Below are 15,831 nucleotides of genomic sequence, written 5' to 3'. Positions count from 1 at the left end.
CAAACCAAAGTGTCACGAACTGGTTGTATGTGTGAACAGATTCGCGTTTTTGGCGTCCCCGTCGTTTACTTTTGTGGTCCGGAAGCCATCGATGCCGGCTCGCGACCGGCCTAAGATCGCGCGATGAACGCTGCTACCCAGGCCCCTTCGCCTTCGCTACTTCCCCGCTTCTGGTCCCGCCTCACCACGCGCGACTTCGCGTCGCTCGATGCGGCAACCACCGTCGCGGTGCTGCCGCTGGGCGCGACCGAGCAGCACGGCCCACACCTGCCGCTGGGCGTGGATACGGTGCTGGCAGACGGCATCGTCGCCGCGTCGTTGCCCCTGCTGCCGGCCGAGCTACCGGTGCTCTTCCTGCCGACCCAGCAGATCGGCCTGAGCCCCGAGCACGCGCGCTTCGCGGGCACGCTCACGCTGTCGGCCGAGACTTTGATCCGCCTGTGGAACGAGATCGGCGCGGGCGTGGCACGCGCGGGCGTGAAGAAGCTGGTGCTGTTCAATGCGCACGGCGGTCATGTGGGCGCGATGGACATCGTGGCGCGCGAGCTGCGCGCGGCGCACGGGCTCATCGTCTACAGCGTGAGCTGGTTCAACCTGCCGCTGGGCGACGCGGGCACGCAGTTCAGCGTGCAGGAGCACCGCTTCGGCGTGCACGCGGGCGAGATCGAGACTTCGATGATGCTGGCGCTGACGCCGCAACTCGTGCGCATGGGCGAGGCGCAGGATTTCCGCTCGACCTCCGAGCAACGCGCGGCCGACTACGCCATCCTGGGCAACGGCAAGAGTGCCAAGCTCGGCTGGGCCATGGAGGACTACAACGCCCACGGTGCCGCCGGCAACGCGGCTGCCGCCACGGCGGAGCATGGCCAGGCGGTGATCGATGCGGCGGCGAGGCAACTGGCGCTGCTGCTGGCAGAGGTGTCGCGGCTGCCGCTTAGCACGGCAAATACCGGCCCGCTGCCCTGAACCCGGCTCAGGCAGCGCTGCGCGCAAGCACGCCCGCGTACATGCCTGTATCGACATTGCCCCCGCTCACGCACACACCCACCGTCTTGCCGCGCCAGCGTTCCTGCTGCTGGAGCGCGGCCGCCAGTGCGGCTGCGCCGGCCCCCTCGGCCACGTTGTGCGTGTCGCTGAAGAGGATGCGCATGGCCTCGGCGATCTCGTCATCGGTGACGGTGACAACGTCGTCGGCTTCGCGCAGGATCACTTCGACCGATTCGGGCACCGGGACGCGGCAGGCCATGCCGTCGGCCAGCCGCGTGGTGACGGGCGACTCGACGGGCTTGCCTGCGCGGAAGGAATCGCGATACGCCGTGGCATGCGCCGACACCACGCCGATGAGCTTGGTCGACACACCGCAATGCGCGCGCGCTGCAGCCGCGGCGGCAAAGCCGGAGCCCAGGCCGATGGGCACGAACAGCACGTCCGGCGGCGCGTCTTTCAACGCGTCGAAGAACTCCACATACGCAGTCGACACGCCGCGCACCAGTTCGCGGTGGAACGAAGGCACGCGATGCAAGCCGTCACGCTCTGCCAGCTCGGCTGCGTGCTCGGAGGCGGCCTGGAAGTCGTCGCCATGCTCTACCAGCGTGACGCCGAGCGCTCGCATCGCGGCGTTCTTCTCGGTCGAATTGCCGTGCGGCACCACGATGGTCGCGGCCAGCCCGTGGCGCCGCGTGGCGAAGCCGACCGACTGGCCGTGGTTGCCGCGCGTGGCGCTGATGGCGTGGCGTACTCCGGGCCGCTCGCGCGCCAGGGTTTCGAAGTAGGTCAGGCCGCCGCGAATCTTGAAGGCGCCGGCCGGCGTGTGGTTCTCGTGCTTGGCCCACACGGTGGCGCCCAGGCGCTGCGAAAGCAACGGCCAGGCGTACTGCGGCGTGGGTGGCATGGCCGCATGCACGGTGCGCTGCGCGGCTTCGATCTCTTCGCGGGTGAACTTCACGGGATGTCCTTACTTGCGTTCGGTGAGTGCCACGCGAACGGCCAGCGCGGCCAGCACGCTGCCCATCACATAGCGCTGCGCACGCAGCCAGCCGGCGCTTTGCGACAGCACGGCCGTGATGCTGGCGGCGCCGACGATCATCACCGTGTTGACCGCGGCGCTGGTCGCCATCTGCGCGATGCCCAGTTGCATGCTCTGCAGCAGCACCGAGCCGCGCTCGGGGTGGATGAACTGCGGAAAGAACGAGAGGTAGAACATCGCCACCTTCGGGTTCAGCAGGTTCGTGAGAAAGCCCATGCGAAACAGCTTGCCCGGCGGATCGGCCGGCAGTGCGCGCGCCTCGAAGGGTGCATTGCCGCCGGGCCTGACCGCCTGCCACGCGAGCCACAGCAGGTAGGCCGCACCGGCGATGCGGATCGCGTCGAAGGCCAGCGGCACGGCCAGCAGCAGCGCGGTGAGCCCGAGCGCCGCGGCGAACAGATGTGCCAGGAACGCCAGCAGCACGCCGCCCAGCGAGATGAGCCCCGCGCGTCGACCCTGCACCAGCGTGCGCGAGACGCAATAGATCATGTTCGGCCCCGGCGTGAGCGCCAGCAGCAGCGAGGCGAGGGCGAACCAGGCGATTTCGGTGAGGCTCAGCATGATCGGGTCAGAGTCCTTGCGATTCGAGCGTGACGGGGCCGCGCGGCGTGTCGAGTACGGCGATGAGAGTGGGCGGGCCGGCACTGATGTCCATGCCGGTCATGCCTATGGCCGACAGCGCTGCGACCAGCGTGGGCGCGCGCGGGTGCACGGCGCGCAGCGAGCGCATGGCAAGGCCAGACTTCGGCATGGCATCGGTGGGGTGCACTGGGCCCCATTGAATGAGCGTGGGCAGTGCGCCGTAGAACAGCCGCTGGCCGTCGTCGCGCACGGTGATCTGCCATTCGAGCCGGCCGGCGGGCGTGTCGCGCGAGGCTTCGAGCAACTGGCCGCGGTCGATGTGCGCGTGCTCTTCATGTGCGAGCGCCCGCGTTGCCGCATGCGCGTCGGGCACGCGGGCGACGAAATGAATCAGCTTCGGGCCATGCTGTGCGAGCCCGGCCTGCAGCGCGGCGTCGTCGAGGTCGAACCAGCGGTGCGTCTTGGGGCGCGAGGGTTGCTTGCCCGGCTCTATCGCGATGATTTCCGCGTAGGCTGCGGGGAAGGCGTCGCTTGCGATGTTCAGCAGGCGGTTGTGCGTGCCCATCAGCGGATGCGAGCCGCCCGGTGCCGGCGTGACGCCGAGCGTTGCCTCGCACCAGGCCACGCCCTCGGCGAGCGAGGCGGCGGCAATCACGAGGTGGTCGAGCTGCGCGTGCATGGCGGGCCTCAGGCGTTGTGCTTACAGCGTGACGTGGCCGTCGACGCAGGTCACGGCGTCGCCGCCGACCCAGATCTTTCCTTCGGCGTCGCGCTCGATGTAGACGCGGCCCGCGCGCCCCAGGCACTGGCCCTGCGCGGCAAGGTAGCGCTCGGGCATGTGGCCGTCGGCGATCAGCCATTCGGCCAGGCTGGCGTTGAGGCTGCCGGTGACCGGGTCTTCCTGCACGCCGATAGGCTCGGCGAAGGCGCGCACCTCGAGGTCGATCTTCGCGCCGTCTTCGTTCGGGGTAGCGGGCCGGTTGCCGAAGGCGCGCGCCTCGCGGTTCGAGCGGCCGATGAGCAGCGCGGTGTCGTGCGCCGCGGGCACGCCCGCCACGCCGGCCTTCACGCCCAGCTCCTTCAGGGCGCGGTGGTCGGGCTGCAGCGCCAGCACGGCGTCGGCGTCGTTCACCAGCAGGCCGAACCAGACCGGACCGTTGTCGAGCACCTGCGCCGCGATGACCTGCTGCGCCTTCAGGCCCAGCGCGCCGGCCACCTTGGCCAGCAGCGCGGGGCTCGGAGCGCTGCGCTTCAGGGGCGGCGCGGCGAAGGCCAGGCGCTCGCCGTCGCGCCGCAGGGGCACGAGGCCGGCGCCGCATTGCTGCACCACCAGGCCTGCAGCCTTGGGCTTGCCGCCGGCCTGCAGCCACGCATGGCAGCTGCCGATGGTCGGGTGGCCGGCAAAGGGCAGCTCGCCGCCGGGCGTGAAGATGCGCACGCGGTAGTCGGCGGCCGGATCGGTGGGCGGCAGCAGGAAGGTGGTTTCGGACAGATTGGTCCATTGCGCAAAGCGCTGCATGGCGGCGTCGTCGAGGTCCTGGCCATCGATCACCACCGCGAGCGGATTGCCGTAGTAGGCGGTGGCGGTGAAGACGTCGACTTGCTTGAAGGGGCGGGATTTCATCGGATTCATTCGAGGGGGAGGTCGAGCACGCCGCGCGTGCCCGGGCGGGAAAGCAACTCTGAATACCAGCGTTCGACGTTCGGCCAGTTCGGCCTGCGGTATTCGGCAGCCGGCAGGTTGAACCAGCGGTGCGCCTCACAGCCGACCGGGATGTCGGCCATGGTGAAGCGCTGGCCGGCCATGTACGGCTGGCTCGCAAGATGCGCGTCGAGCATCGAGAACAGCGCTTCGCTGTCGCGGACGGACGCCTCGATGAGCGCGCTCTGGCGTTCCGACGGCGGCGTGCGCACCCACTGGATGAAGGCGTCGCGGCTCGTGCGGTTGAGCGTGGTCTGCTGCCAGTCCATCCAGCGCTCGGCGTCGAAGCGCGCGGGCAGCTCGCTCGGGTAGAAGTTGCCGTGCGAATGCTTCGCGCAGAGGTAGCGCACGATCACGTTCGACTCCCAGAGCGTCACGCGCTCGGCGCCTTCGCCGTCGTCGATGGTGGGCACCATCGCATTCGGATTGAGCGCAAGGTACTCAGGCGTCTGCACCACGCCGAACTTGCCGCCGGCCTCGGTGCGTTGGAAGTCGAGCCCGAGCTCCTGCGCGCACCACACCACCTTGCGGACGTTGATCGAACTGATGCGGCCCCAGATGTTGAGCATGGTCGGTTTCTTTCTATCTTTTCTTTGCTGCCCGCTTCAGCGGGGCGAGGGACGATCGAGGAAGAGCAGGCGCACGGCCAGCCCCAGCATCACGGCGGCCAGCAGGCCGCTCTGGAAGCGCGCCGCGCCGGGCCGGTTGTGCAGCCAGCGGCCGACCTGGCCGCTGCACGCGCCCAGTAGTGTGTTGAAGGCCAGCGCGGCCATCGACAGCACCACGCCGAGCTGCACCAGCTGCAGCGGCACGCTGCCGCGCGAGGGATCGACGAACTGCGGCAGGAACACCATGAAGAACAGCAGCGCCTTCGGATTGACGAGGTTGTTCAGCAGTGCCATGCGCACGATGCGGCCGAAGCCGGCAGGCTGCGCCTGCGCGCCGATGCGAAGTCCGCCACCGTTGCGTAGCGCCTGCACCGCCAGCCACACCAGGTACAGCGCCCCCGCATAGCGCAGCACGTCGAACGAAGGCGGCCACGCGGCCACCAGCGCGGTGACGCCGGTGGCCGCGAACAGCGTGTGCACCAGGTCGGCCGCAGAGATGCCGATGGCCGCCGCAAAACCGCCGCGCGGGCCATGGGCCACGCCGTGCGAGAGCACGAAAGCCATGTTCGGGCCGGGCGACAGGAACAGCGCCAGAACCGCGAGCAGGAAGAGCGACAGCGTTGCAAGGCCGATCAAGGGAGGCTCCTGGTTTGTGCTTTCAGACCTGTGCGGCGGCCAGCTTCTTGTCGCCGAGCAGCACCAGCTCTTCGCGCAGCGTCTGCGCCAGCGCGGCGATGGCGGTGTCGATCTCTTCGACGCTGGCCGTCACGAACGACAGGCGCAGCGTGCGCGGATCGCCTTCGCCCGCGTAGAACGGCGCGCCGGGCACGAAGGCCACGTTGCGCTCCACCGCCTTGGGCAGCAGCGTCACGGTGTCGATGCCCTCGGGCAGGCGCGCCCAGAGGAACATGCCGCCCTTGGGCGCGTTGAACTTCACGTCCAGGCCGGCCATCTCGCGCTTGAGCGCGGCGATCATCGCGTCGCGCTGGCGCTTGTAGAGGGCGCGGATGGTGGGCACGTGGCGGTCGAGGAACTTGTCTTTCATCACGGCCGAGACCATGCGCTGCGTGAAGATCGGCGTGTGCAGGTCGACCGCCTGCTTGGCCTGCAGCAGCTTCGGGTAGATGGACTTGGGCGCCACCAGGAAGCCCAGGCGCAGGCCGGGGGCCAGCACCTTCGAGAACGAGCCCAGGTAGATCACGCCTTCGGGGTTGCGCGCGGCCAGCGGCAGCGGCGGGGCTTCGTCGAACCAGAGTTCGCCGTAGGGGTTGTCCTCGACGATCGGCAGGTTGGCTGCCGCAGCGGCGGCGGACACGGCGGCCCGGCGCTCTTCGGTCATGGTGCGGCCGGTGGGGTTCTGGAAGTTGGGCAGCAGGTAGACGAAGCGTGCGTCCTTGGCCTTGGCCACCAGGTCTTCGACGATCACGCCGTCATCGTCGCTGGCCACGCCCACGGGGTGCGGCTCCATCGGGCCGAAGGCCTGCAGCGCGCCGAGGTAGGTGGGCGTTTCGACCAGCACCTTGCTGCCCGGATCGATCAGCACCTTGGCCACGAGGTCGAGGCCCTGCTGCGAGCCGGTGGTGATGAGCACCTGCGAGGCGTCGACGTCCCACGGCAGCATGTCGGCCACGGCCTGGCGCAGCGGCGCATAGCCCTCGCTGGCGGCGTACTGCAGGGCGGCCTGGCCGTCGTTGTGCAGCACTTCGGCGCAGGCGTCGGCAAAAGCCTGGATCGGGAAGGTCTTGGGCGAGGGCAGGCCGCCGGCCAGGCTGATGATGCCGGGGCGCTCGGTGACCTTGAGGATTTCGCGCAGCACCGAGGGATTCATCTTGGCGGCGCGGGCGGCGAGTTTCCAGTTCATGGCTTTCTTCTTTCAGGCGGTGAGGTGAGATTCGAATGATGCGGGCAGGCGCGGCGGCGCTCAATCCGGCTGGATGTCGCCACGGTATACGACGCGGGCCTTGTTGTCTTGCGGCTGCGAGAGGCGCTTGCCGATGACCACCGTGGCCACCACCGCGACGGCAAAGCCCAGCGTGACCATGTCGAGCGGCTCGCCCAGCAGCGGGATCGACGCGAGGATCGAGAGAAAGGGCTGCAGCAGCTGGGTCTGGCTCACGCGCAGCGCACCGCCCAGGGCCAGGCCGCGATACCAGGCGAAGAAGCCGATCCACATCGAGAACGTGCCGACGTAGACGAAGCCCAGCCAGGCCGACGTGGCGACGGGCTGCTGCGGCCACAGCGCCAGCGCGGCCGGCAGCGTGAAGGGCAGCGCCATCACGCAGACCCAGCAGATCACGCGCTCGGCGCCCAGCGACGGCGTGACCTGCGCGCCGTAGATGTAGCCGATGGAGGCGGCGATGACCGCGCCGACCAGCAGCAGATCGGCCCATTCGAAGCCGAAGCCATGGCCGCTCTGGCTCGCGCGCAGCACCGAGAACGCCACCACCAGCAGGCTGCCCGCAATGGCGCAGAGCCAGAAGCCGAGCCGCGCGCGCTGGTGCAGCACCAGGGCCGCGACGGCGGCCGTGACCAGCGGCAGCAGGGCAGTCACCACCGCCGCATGGCTGGCCGTGACCACGCGCAGCGCATAGGCCAGCAGCAGCGGAAAGCCGATGGCATTGCCCAGCACCGCGAAGGCCAGCGGCTTCCACTGGTGCGCTGCAGGCCGCGGCGAGCGCGTTGCCAGCAGGAAGATGGCCGACAGCACGCCCGCCAGCGCCGCGCGCCCGAGCGTGACGAACCACGGCGACAGCTGCGGTGCGTCTTGCGTGCCGGTGGCCAGGCGCGTCATCGGCAGCGTGACGGCGAACATAGCCACGCCTACGACGCCGAGCCACATGCCCAGCGTCTCGTCTTTCATGGCGAGCTTCATACGCTCACCATCCACCAGGCTGTCAGCACCAGTACCAGGCCCATCGCGCGGTTGAACCACAGCAGCCGCGAACCCTTGGCCAGCCATTCGCGCAGCAGCGCGCCGACCAGTGCGTAGGCGAAGTTGCTGATGAAGGCATAGGTCAGCATCACCGGCGCCACGATGGCAAAGCGGCGCAGCGCATCGGGCTGCCCGGCGATCCAGCCGGCCACCAGCGTGAGCGCCAGCAGCCAGGCCTTGATGTTCACGAACTGCAGCATCACGCCCTGGCCGAAGCCTACAGACAGCTTGGCGCCGTCGGCCTTGCCGAGCGTGGCGCTACCGCTGAGCTTGTACGCGAGCCACAGCAGGTAGCCGATGCCCAGCGCCTTGATGGCCAGGCGCAGCGAAGGCATTGCCACCACCAGCGCGCCGATGCCGGCGGCGCACAGCGCCAGCAGCAGCGTCCAGCCCACGGGCACCGCGACCACGAAGCGCATGGCGCGCGGCAGGCCGCCGTTGGCCGCCAGGGCGGTGGAGAGCGTGGTGTTGGGACCGGGCGAGAAACTCATCGCCGTGGCCAGCACCAGCAGCGCGGTGAATTCTTGCCAGTTCATGACACACACTCTAAACTTGAGACCATTACAGTTCCAGTACAGTTGATCGAACAATCGGGCAATCTGTATTGGTCACTCCTTCGACACAGAAGCCGGCACAGCCCAAAACAACGCATGCTGACGCGCACCTCCACCCAGTCGCTGACGGGGCAACTGGCCGACCGCCTGGCCGAGCGCATCCGCACCCGCCTGCTGCCGCCCGGCGCCCGCCTGCCCTCGGTGCGCGAATGCGCGCGGCAGCAGGGCGTGAGCCCGTACACCGTCGTCGCCGCGTACGACCAGCTGCTGGCGCAGGGGCTGGTCGAGGCCCGCCGGCAGCGCGGCTTCTATGTGCGGGATTCGGCACCGGTACAGGACGGCCGTCCGAACCACGGCGCGGACGCCGGTGGCGCGAGCGGCATGCCGGCGGCGATGGCGGTGCAGATGATGGCCTCGCGCATACCGGCCGACGCGAGTTCGCTGATCCGCAGCATGTTCCACCGCCCGAGCGACAAGCCGCAGCCGGGCATGGGGGTGTTTCCGCCGGACTGGATGTCGTCCACCTTCATGCCTACGGCCGTGCGGCGCATGACCAGTACAGCCGCCCTGCAGGAGCTGTCGCTCCAGTACGGCGAGCCGGCCGGCGACATGAGCCTGCGGCGCAGCCTCTCGCAGAAGCTGGTGGGCATCAACGTGCCGGCCTCGCCCGACCAGATCGTGACCACCATTGGCGCCACGCATGCGCTGGACATCGTGAGCCGCACGCTGCTGCGCGCGGGCGACCCGGTGATGGTCGAGGAGCCGGGCTGGGCGCTGGAGTTCGCGCGGCTGGAGGCGTTGGGCATGCGCATCCTGCCGGTGCCGCGGCGCGCCGATGGGCCCGACCTGGAGGTGATGGCGCAATACTGCGCGCTGCACCAACCCAAGCTCTTCGTCAGCGTGAGCGTGCTGCACAACCCGACCGGCTACAGCCTCACGCCGGGCAGCGCACACCGCGTGCTGAAGCTGGCCAACGAATACGACTTCCACATCGTCGAGGACGACACCTACAGCCACCTCGCACCCGAGCACGCCACGCGGCTCAGCGCGCTCGACGGGCTGCAGCGCACCATCTACGTGAGCGGCTTTGCCAAGATCCTGGCGCCCAACTGGCGCATCGGCTTCCTGGCCGCGCCCCCGGCGCTGAAGGAGCGGCTGCTCGAAACCAAGCTGCTGGCCACGCTCACCTCACCCACGCTGTTCGAGCGGGCGTTGTCGTGGTGCATCGACCAGGGGCAGCTGCGCCGGCATTCGGAGCGCGTGCGCATCCGCCTCGACGGGGCGCGGGGGCGGGCGGTGAAGCTGGCGATGTCGCACGGCTGCACCTTCGCCTCGGAGCCGGCGGGGCTGTTCGGCTGGGTCGACACGGGCGTGGACACCGACGCGCTCACGCAGCGCATGCTCGACCAGGGCTACCTGCTGGCGCCGGGCTCGCTGTTCCATGCGCGCCGGCCCCCGAGCACGATGATGCGGATCAACTTCGCCACGTCGCAGGATGCGACCTTCTGGAAGGTCTTCAGCAAGGTCCGAAGCGAGCTCTGATGGCAGGTAAAAGGCGGGGAGGTCCGGGCCAAAAGGCCGGAGGCTTGGAGTAAGCTGGCAACACAAGAAAACCCACCCAGGAGACCACCCGCATGAGCACCGCCAGCAAGCCCTTCGACTTCAGCCAGTTCGTCCCCGGATTCGACTTCCTGAAGAACCTCGCCGGTGGCGCCGCGGCGGGCACCGGCGCCGGTTCGGTGCCAGGGATTCCGAGCCTTGCGAGCTGGGTGGCTCCCACGCTGAGCGTGGAAGAGGTCGACAAGCGCATCCAGGAGCTCAAGACGGTGCAGTACTGGCTCGAGCAGAACGGCCATGCCCTGAAGGCCACGATCCAGGCGCTAGAAGTGCAGAAGATGACGCTGTCGACGCTGCGCGGCATGAACGTGCGGATGGAAGACATCGCCAGCGCGTTCACCAAGCAGGCAGCCGCGATGGCGCCGGCGCCTGCCGCGGCAGCTCCGGAGCCCGAACCCGAAGAGGTCGAGGAAGAGGACGAGATGCCCGAAGAAGAGGCTCCAGCACCGACGAAGTCGCGCAGCAGGCCGGCTTCGGCCAAGGCAAAGACCGCGGCGGCCGACGGAGCCGGCGTGGTCGATCCCATGCAGTGGTGGGGCTCGCTCACCGAACAGTTCCAGCAGATCGCCAGCTCGGCGCTGCAGGACGCGGCCCAGCTGAAGGTGCCGGCCATGGCCCAGCCGCTGGCCGATGCGGTCGGCAAGGTCATGGGCAAGCCGGCAACAACGGCCGCCCGCAAGCCTGCTGCGGCCAAGAAGGCTGCAGCGCCGGCTGCCAAAAAGAAGACATCGACAGCCGCGCGCCAGCGAACCTCCGCCCGGCGCTGACGTCATACACATCCATTTGTTGAAGAGAACGGGTTGGCACGCATCATGAAGTTGTTTCCCTCCGGTCACGCCACCCATCCGCAATGGCGCATGGCGGCCGGCCTCGTGCTGGCCCAGTTGCGCGCACAGATGGCCCTGCCCGACTACGCCTCGTCGCCGACGCTGGGGCTGCTCTACATCACCGACCACTATGCAAGCGAGGCGCAGGACATCCTCGACCACCTGAGCGCCGAGCTGCCCGAAGTGACCGACTGGTCGGGCACCGTCGGCATCGGCGTGTCGGCCAACAACGCCGAGTACTTCGATGAACCCGGCATGAGCCTGATGCTTTGCGCCTTGCCGAGCGACCAGTACCGCGTGTTCTCGGGCGTGGCGCCGCTGGGCAATTCCGAAATGAGCGGCTTCGAGGCGCACACGGCACTGGTGCACGCCGACCCGGCAACGCCCGACCTGGCCGAGCTGATCGCCGAGATGGCGGGGCGCACCGACACGGGTTATCTGTTCGGCGGGCTGTCTTCGGGGCGCGGCAGCGCGCTGCAATTCGCAGTCGGCGGCAACGGCAACATCCGCGGGCACGGGGCGGCGGGTGGGGTGTTCTCGGGCGGCCTGTCGGGCGTGGTGTTCGGCGAAGGCGTACGGCTGGTGTCGCGCGTCACGCAGGGCTGCCAGCCGCTGCGCTCGGGGGCAGTGCGCGAACGCGAGATCACCGAGGCCGACGGCAATCTGCTGCTGAAGCTCGACGGCGAGCCGGCGCTCGACGTGCTGCTGGCCGATCTGCAGGTGTCGCTCGAACGGCCGCAGGAGGCCATCGACGCCGTGCGCAACACGCTGGTCGGCCTGGCCGATGCCGGTAGCGACGGCATCCGCCGCACCGGCGACCTGGGCGCCGACGTGCTGGTGCGCCACATCATCGGGCTGGACCCGACGCGGCGCGGCATCGCCATTGCCGATGTGGCCGAGGCCGGCATGCGGCTGACCTTCTGCCGCCGCAACGCGCAGGCCGCGCGGGCCGACCTGATGCGCATCTGCGCGGAAATCCGCGAGGAACTGGAGCCCGAAGAGCAGACGCTCGCCACCGCGCGCGCCGTGGCGGCGGGCGAAGCCGAGGCGGCGCCGCATCCGGCACGGCGCATCGCAGGGGCGGTGTACGTGAGCTGCTCGGGGCGCGGCGGGCCGCATTTCGGCGCACCGGGCGCTGAGTTGCAGATCGTGCGGCACGCGCTGGGCGACGTGCCGCTGGTCGGGTTCTTCGCTGCGGGCGAGATTGCCCGGCATCACCTGTATGGCTATACCGGGGTGCTGACGGTGTTTACGGCCAACGACTGAACGCGATCAGGCCGGCTGCAGCGCGCGCGGCGCGGGCGCAGGCATGCCGGTGAACGCGAAATCCACCTCCGGCGCCAGCCCGCTCACGATCCGCGCGATCGACTTGCCCGAGCCGCAGGCATGCGTCCAGCCGAGCGTGCCGTGGCCCGTGTTGAGGAACAGGTTCGGAAGCCTGGTCTTGCCGATCAGCGGCACGTTGCTCGGCGTGGCGGGGCGCAGACCGGTCCAGAACTGGGCCTGCGTGGTGTCGCCAGCGCCGGGGAAGAGCTCTTCGACGCGGCGCACGATGGCTTCGCAGCGCACGCGGTTCAGGTCGCGGTCATAGCCGTTGAGCTCGGCCGTGCCGGCGATGCGCAGGCGGTCGCCCGACTCCGAGGTGTAGCGCGAAAACACGAGCTTGAATTCGTCATCCGTCAGCGAGACCTGGTGGGCCTTCGACGCGTCCTTGACGGGCAGCGTCACCGAATAGCCTTTGGCCGGGTAGATCGGCAGGCGAATGCCCAGCGGGGCGGCATACAGCGGGCTCAATGAACCCATCGCCAGCACGAAGGCGTCGCCGCGGATGCGCTGGAAGCGGCCTTCGCTGTCGGTGGCTTCGACGTGATCGATGCTGCCGCCGGCTTCGCGCAGCGCGGTCACGGTGTGGCTCATCAGGAACTTGACGCCCGCCGCGGTGGCCAGGCCCACCAGTTCGCGCGCGAAGCGGTTGGCGTCGCCGGACTCGTCCTCGGCCGTGTAGGTGGCGCCGGCCAGCTTCGGGCGGATGTGGGCGAGGGCGGGCTCGATCTTCACGGCTTCGTCGGCCGAGATGACCTGGCGCTCGCAGCCCAGGGCGCGCATCTGCTCGGCGGGCGCGAGGGCGCCGTCGAACTCTTTTTGCGTCGTGTAGAAGTGCAGGATGCCCTGCGTGCGCTGGTCGTAGTTCAGGCCGGTGTCGCGGCGCAACTGTTGCAACATCGAGCGGCTGTATGTTCCGAGACGCACGATCTGCTCGATGTTGTGGCGGGTGCGCGCCGGCGTGCATTCGCGCAGGAACTGGAGGCCCCAGAGCCACTGGCGCATGTCGGCGCGGATGCGGAAGAGCAGCGGAGCATCTTCCTTGCCCAGCCACTGCAGCACCTTGAGCGGCGCGCTGGGGTTGGCCCAGGGCTCGGCGTGGCTGACGGAGATCTGCCCACCGTTGGCGAAGCTGGTTTCGGCGGCTGGGGTGGCTTGCCGGTCGATCACGGTCACTTCGTGGCCGAGTTGCTGGAGGTAGTAAGCCGAGGTCACGCCGAGCAGGCCGGCGCCAAGAACGATCACGCGCATTTCAAGTACCTTTGAGGTTGCAGCGCTTGAACGACGGGCGTGGTGTGCTATTGAATGAATAGCAAAGCAACCGGACGACCGTAGTCCAAGTTGCCGCTCCCCCTGTCCTCGGTACCTGAGAGATTCACCCGCTGCGCCCGCAGAGGGTTTGCTCCTTCGGTGCATCACGACCACGTTGGGCGGTGTGATGGCTCTCCAGACGGCGTTTCAGTTGGTGCAGTACAGGTCCCTTGTTCGGACCGACCTGAGCGTTTATGGGAGTTTGCGCCTTCGGTAGGGCCACCGGGGTGGCCCGCTCTCCTGCAGTGGGGCGATTGTAGGCGGGGCTTGCGCGGGCGCCAACCTTTGATTTCTCTCCTCTGGCCGAATGGGATAATCGCCTGTTGATTTGCCGCAAGGCGATCGTTCCATATATCAGCAGGGGACTTCATGATCCTGGTTACCGGCGGCGCTGGCTTCATCGGCGCCAATTTCGTACTCGACTGGATCGCCAACGGCGAAGAGCCGGTCGTGAACCTCGACAAGCTGACCTACGCAGGCAACCTCGAGACCCTCGCGTCGCTCAAGGGCAACCCGAAACACATCTTCGTGCAGGGCGACATCGGCGACAGCGCCCTCATCGACCGCCTGCTGGCCGAGCACAAGCCGCGCGCCGTGGTCAACTTCGCCGCCGAATCGCACGTGGACCGCTCCATCCACGGCCCCGAAGACTTCGTGCAGACCAACGTGCTGGGCACCTTCCGCCTGCTCGAATCCGTGCGCGGCCACTGGAGCGCGCTGCCAGCCGAGCAGAAGACGGCCTTCCGCTTCCTGCACGTGTCCACCGACGAGGTCTACGGCTCGCTGTCGAAGACCGACCCCGCCTTCACCGAAGAGAACAAGTACGAGCCCAACAGCCCGTATTCAGCCAGCAAGGCCGCCAGCGACCACCTCGTGCGTGCCTGGCACCACACCTACGGCCTGCCGGTGCTGACCACCAACTGCTCCAACAACTACGGCCCCTTCCACTTCCCGGAGAAGCTCATCCCGCTGATGATCGTCAACGCGCTGGCCGGCAAGAACCTGCCCGTGTACGGCGACGGCATGCAGGTGCGCGACTGGCTCTACGTGAAGGACCACTGCAGCGCCATCCGCCGCGTGCTCGAAGCCGGCAAGCTTGGCGAGACCTACAACGTGGGCGGCTGGAACGAGAAGCCCAACATCGAGATCGTCAACACCGTGTGTGCGCTGCTCGACGAGCTGCGCCCCAGGGCCGACGGCAAGCCCTACAAGGAACAGATCACCTACGTCACCGATCGCCCCGGCCACGACCGTCGCTACGCCATCGATGCGCGCAAGCTCGAGGCCGAGCTCGGCTGGAAGCCCGCCGAGACCTTCGACACCGGCATCCGCAAGACCGTCGAGTGGTATCTGGCCAATGGCGAGTGGGTGCGCAACGTGCAAAGCGGCGCGTATCGCGAGTGGGTCGAGAAGCAATACGACACGACGAAGGCTGCGGCATGAAGTTGCTGCTGCTGGGCAAGGGCGGACAGGTCGGCTGGGAGCTGCAGCGCAGCCTGGCGCCCCTGGGTGAACTGGTCGCGCTCGACTTCGACAGCACCGATTTCAACGCCGACTTCAGCCGGCCGGAGCAACTGGCCGAGACAGTATTGAAGGTGCGTCCCGATGTGATCGTCAATGCGGCGGCGCACACGGCCGTCGACAAGGCCGAGAGCGAACCTGACTTCGCGCGCAAGCTCAACGCCACCTCTCCGGGAATCGTGGCCGAGGCGGCCCAGCAGATCGGCGCGCTGATGGTGCATTACTCGACCGACTATGTCTTCGACGGCAGCGGCACCAGGCCCTGGAAGGAAGACGACGCGACCGGCCCGCTCAGCGTGTACGGGCGCACCAAGCTCGAAGGCGAGCAACTGGTGACCCAGAACTGCGCTCGTCACCTGATCTTCCGCACCAGCTGGGTGTATGCCGCGCGCGGCGGCAACTTCGCCAAGACGATGCTGCGACTGGCGAAGGAGCGCGACAAGCTGACCGTCATCGACGACCAATTCGGCGCGCCCACGGGTGCGGAGCTGCTGGCCGACGTGACGGCGCATGCCATCCGGGCGACGCTGCAGGACCCGGCCAAGGCTGGCCTCTATCACGCCATCGCCGGCGGCGAGACCAGCTGGTACGGATATGCGCGCTTCGTGATCGAGCAAGCCAAGGCGGCCGGTGTCGAACTCAAGGCCGGACCGGAGGCCGTCGAGGCCGTGCCGACCAGTGCCTTCCCGACCCCGGCAAAGCGCCCGCACAACTCGCGCCTGGACACCACCAAGCTGCAGACCACGTTCGGCCTGCGCCTGCCGCCCTGGCAGGAAGGCGTCGCGCGCATGCTGCGCGAGATTCTTTGAACTTTCACGAGAAAAAGAA

16 protein-coding genes and 2 riboswitches are annotated in these 15,831 nt (G+C 68.4%); of the genes, 6 read left to right on the top strand and 10 right to left on the bottom strand.

Annotated features, from left to right (window positions below; genetic code table 11):
* The first annotated feature begins 123 nt into the window (after window positions 1-123).
* Window positions 124-966 carry a creatininase family protein gene (locus BMW87_RS24655; RefSeq protein ID WP_093079238.1) on the top strand — a complete coding sequence of 281 codons (843 nt, stop codon included), beginning with the start codon at window positions 124-126 and terminating at the stop codon, window positions 964-966.
* A gap of 7 nt (window positions 967-973) precedes the next feature.
* Here BMW87_RS24655 and BMW87_RS24650 read toward each other — a convergent pair whose 3' ends face one another.
* The 9 genes from BMW87_RS24650 to BMW87_RS24610 are packed head-to-tail and all read right to left on the bottom strand — an operon-like array spanning window position 974 to window position 8,386.
* On the bottom strand, window positions 974-1,945 hold the full coding sequence (locus tag BMW87_RS24650; RefSeq protein ID WP_093079235.1) for a threonine dehydratase: 972 nt from the start codon (window positions 1,943-1,945) through the stop codon (window positions 974-976).
* A 9-nt stretch (window positions 1,946-1,954) separates the two neighbouring features.
* Window positions 1,955-2,587, bottom strand: coding sequence for a LysE family translocator (locus tag BMW87_RS24645; protein WP_093079232.1), 633 nt, complete (start codon window positions 2,585-2,587; stop codon window positions 1,955-1,957).
* Window positions 2,588-2,594: 7 nt separating this feature from the next.
* Window positions 2,595-3,287, bottom strand: a complete 693-nt coding sequence (locus BMW87_RS24640; protein WP_093079230.1) for a VOC family protein — start codon at window positions 3,285-3,287, stop codon at window positions 2,595-2,597.
* 21 nt (window positions 3,288-3,308) lie between these two features.
* On the bottom strand, window positions 3,309-4,232 hold the full coding sequence (locus BMW87_RS24635) for a PhzF family phenazine biosynthesis protein (RefSeq protein ID WP_176928856.1): 924 nt from the start codon (window positions 4,230-4,232) through the stop codon (window positions 3,309-3,311).
* Between the two features lie 5 nt (window positions 4,233-4,237).
* Window positions 4,238-4,879 (bottom strand): glutathione S-transferase family protein, encoded by a 642-nt coding sequence (locus tag BMW87_RS24630; RefSeq protein ID WP_093057249.1) that lies wholly within the window; start codon window positions 4,877-4,879, stop codon window positions 4,238-4,240.
* A 36-nt stretch (window positions 4,880-4,915) separates the two neighbouring features.
* Window positions 4,916-5,554: a LysE family translocator gene (locus BMW87_RS24625; RefSeq protein ID WP_093079227.1), complete on the bottom strand. Its 639-nt coding sequence runs from the start codon at window positions 5,552-5,554 to the stop codon at window positions 4,916-4,918.
* A gap of 22 nt (window positions 5,555-5,576) precedes the next feature.
* Window positions 5,577-6,779, bottom strand: coding sequence for an aminotransferase-like domain-containing protein (locus tag BMW87_RS24620; RefSeq protein ID WP_093079225.1), 1,203 nt, complete (start codon window positions 6,777-6,779; stop codon window positions 5,577-5,579).
* 60 nt (window positions 6,780-6,839) lie between these two features.
* Window positions 6,840-7,778 (bottom strand): DMT family transporter, encoded by a 939-nt coding sequence (locus BMW87_RS24615; protein ID WP_371127392.1) that lies wholly within the window; start codon window positions 7,776-7,778, stop codon window positions 6,840-6,842.
* Between the two features lie 8 nt (window positions 7,779-7,786).
* Complete coding sequence (locus BMW87_RS24610) at window positions 7,787-8,386, bottom strand: LysE family translocator (protein ID WP_093079222.1); 600 nt, start codon at window positions 8,384-8,386, stop codon at window positions 7,787-7,789.
* Between the two features lie 114 nt (window positions 8,387-8,500).
* Here BMW87_RS24610 and BMW87_RS24605 point away from each other — a divergent pair, with 114 nt between their 5' ends.
* The 3 genes from BMW87_RS24605 (at window position 8,501) to BMW87_RS24595 (ending at window position 12,114) form a co-directional block, all read left to right on the top strand.
* Window positions 8,501-9,946 (top strand): aminotransferase-like domain-containing protein, encoded by a 1,446-nt coding sequence (locus BMW87_RS24605; protein ID WP_093079220.1) that lies wholly within the window; start codon window positions 8,501-8,503, stop codon window positions 9,944-9,946.
* 92 nt (window positions 9,947-10,038) lie between these two features.
* Window positions 10,039-10,788, top strand: coding sequence for a PhaM family polyhydroxyalkanoate granule multifunctional regulatory protein (locus tag BMW87_RS24600; protein WP_093079217.1), 750 nt, complete (start codon window positions 10,039-10,041; stop codon window positions 10,786-10,788).
* 45 nt (window positions 10,789-10,833) lie between these two features.
* A complete protein-coding gene (locus tag BMW87_RS24595) occupies window positions 10,834-12,114 on the top strand; it encodes an FIST signal transduction protein (RefSeq protein ID WP_093079433.1) in 1,281 nt (426 codons plus the stop codon).
* A gap of 6 nt (window positions 12,115-12,120) precedes the next feature.
* On the opposite strand, the gene BMW87_RS24590 is transcribed toward BMW87_RS24595, so the two are convergent.
* Complete coding sequence (locus BMW87_RS24590) at window positions 12,121-13,422, bottom strand: D-amino acid dehydrogenase (RefSeq protein ID WP_093057256.1); 1,302 nt, start codon at window positions 13,420-13,422, stop codon at window positions 12,121-12,123.
* 92 nt (window positions 13,423-13,514) lie between these two features.
* Window positions 13,515-13,631: riboswitch (glycine riboswitch) on the bottom strand.
* A gap of 3 nt (window positions 13,632-13,634) precedes the next feature.
* Window positions 13,635-13,735, bottom strand: a riboswitch (glycine riboswitch).
* Between the two features lie 116 nt (window positions 13,736-13,851).
* Here BMW87_RS24590 and rfbB point away from each other — a divergent pair.
* Window positions 13,852-14,925: a dTDP-glucose 4,6-dehydratase gene (rfbB, locus tag BMW87_RS24585; RefSeq protein WP_093079215.1), complete on the top strand. Its 1,074-nt coding sequence runs from the start codon at window positions 13,852-13,854 to the stop codon at window positions 14,923-14,925.
* Window positions 14,922-15,812, top strand: a complete 891-nt coding sequence (gene rfbD, locus BMW87_RS24580; RefSeq protein WP_093079212.1) for a dTDP-4-dehydrorhamnose reductase — start codon at window positions 14,922-14,924, stop codon at window positions 15,810-15,812. Before rfbB ends, rfbD begins: the two co-directional genes overlap by 4 nt.
* The last annotated feature ends 19 nt before the right edge of the window (window positions 15,813-15,831 follow it).

Origin of the sequence: Variovorax sp. OV084 (genome assembly GCF_900111625.1) — a bacterium.
In the GTDB taxonomy this organism is placed as follows: Bacteria; Pseudomonadota; Gammaproteobacteria; order Burkholderiales; family Burkholderiaceae_C; genus Variovorax.
Note: the sequence above shows the minus strand (reverse complement) of the source record. Positions and strands in the feature narration are given on the sequence as shown.

Excerpts from the sequence above, each read along its gene's own strand:
- BMW87_RS24610 (WP_093079222.1), bottom strand. The coding sequence starts at position 8,386 with ATGAACTGGCAAGAATTCACCGCGCTGCTGGTGCTGGCCACGGCGATG.
- BMW87_RS24645 (WP_093079232.1), bottom strand. The coding sequence starts at position 2,587 with ATGCTGAGCCTCACCGAAATCGCCTGGTTCGCCCTCGCCTCGCTGCTG.
- BMW87_RS24605 (WP_093079220.1), top strand. The coding sequence starts at position 8,501 with ATGCTGACGCGCACCTCCACCCAGTCGCTGACGGGGCAACTGGCCGAC.
- BMW87_RS24615 (WP_371127392.1), bottom strand. The coding sequence starts at position 7,778 with ATGAAAGACGAGACGCTGGGCATGTGGCTCGGCGTCGTAGGCGTGGCT.
- BMW87_RS24655 (WP_093079238.1), top strand. The coding sequence starts at position 124 with ATGAACGCTGCTACCCAGGCCCCTTCGCCTTCGCTACTTCCCCGCTTC.
- BMW87_RS24635 (WP_176928856.1), bottom strand. The coding sequence starts at position 4,232 with ATGAAATCCCGCCCCTTCAAGCAAGTCGACGTCTTCACCGCCACCGCC.
- BMW87_RS24595 (WP_093079433.1), top strand. The coding sequence starts at position 10,834 with ATGAAGTTGTTTCCCTCCGGTCACGCCACCCATCCGCAATGGCGCATG.
- BMW87_RS24630 (WP_093057249.1), bottom strand. The coding sequence starts at position 4,879 with ATGCTCAACATCTGGGGCCGCATCAGTTCGATCAACGTCCGCAAGGTG.
- BMW87_RS24620 (WP_093079225.1), bottom strand. The coding sequence starts at position 6,779 with ATGAACTGGAAACTCGCCGCCCGCGCCGCCAAGATGAATCCCTCGGTG.
- rfbD (WP_093079212.1), top strand. The coding sequence starts at position 14,922 with ATGAAGTTGCTGCTGCTGGGCAAGGGCGGACAGGTCGGCTGGGAGCTG.
- BMW87_RS24640 (WP_093079230.1), bottom strand. The coding sequence starts at position 3,287 with ATGCACGCGCAGCTCGACCACCTCGTGATTGCCGCCGCCTCGCTCGCC.
- rfbB (WP_093079215.1), top strand. The coding sequence starts at position 13,852 with ATGATCCTGGTTACCGGCGGCGCTGGCTTCATCGGCGCCAATTTCGTA.
- BMW87_RS24600 (WP_093079217.1), top strand. The coding sequence starts at position 10,039 with ATGAGCACCGCCAGCAAGCCCTTCGACTTCAGCCAGTTCGTCCCCGGA.
- BMW87_RS24590 (WP_093057256.1), bottom strand. The coding sequence starts at position 13,422 with ATGCGCGTGATCGTTCTTGGCGCCGGCCTGCTCGGCGTGACCTCGGCT.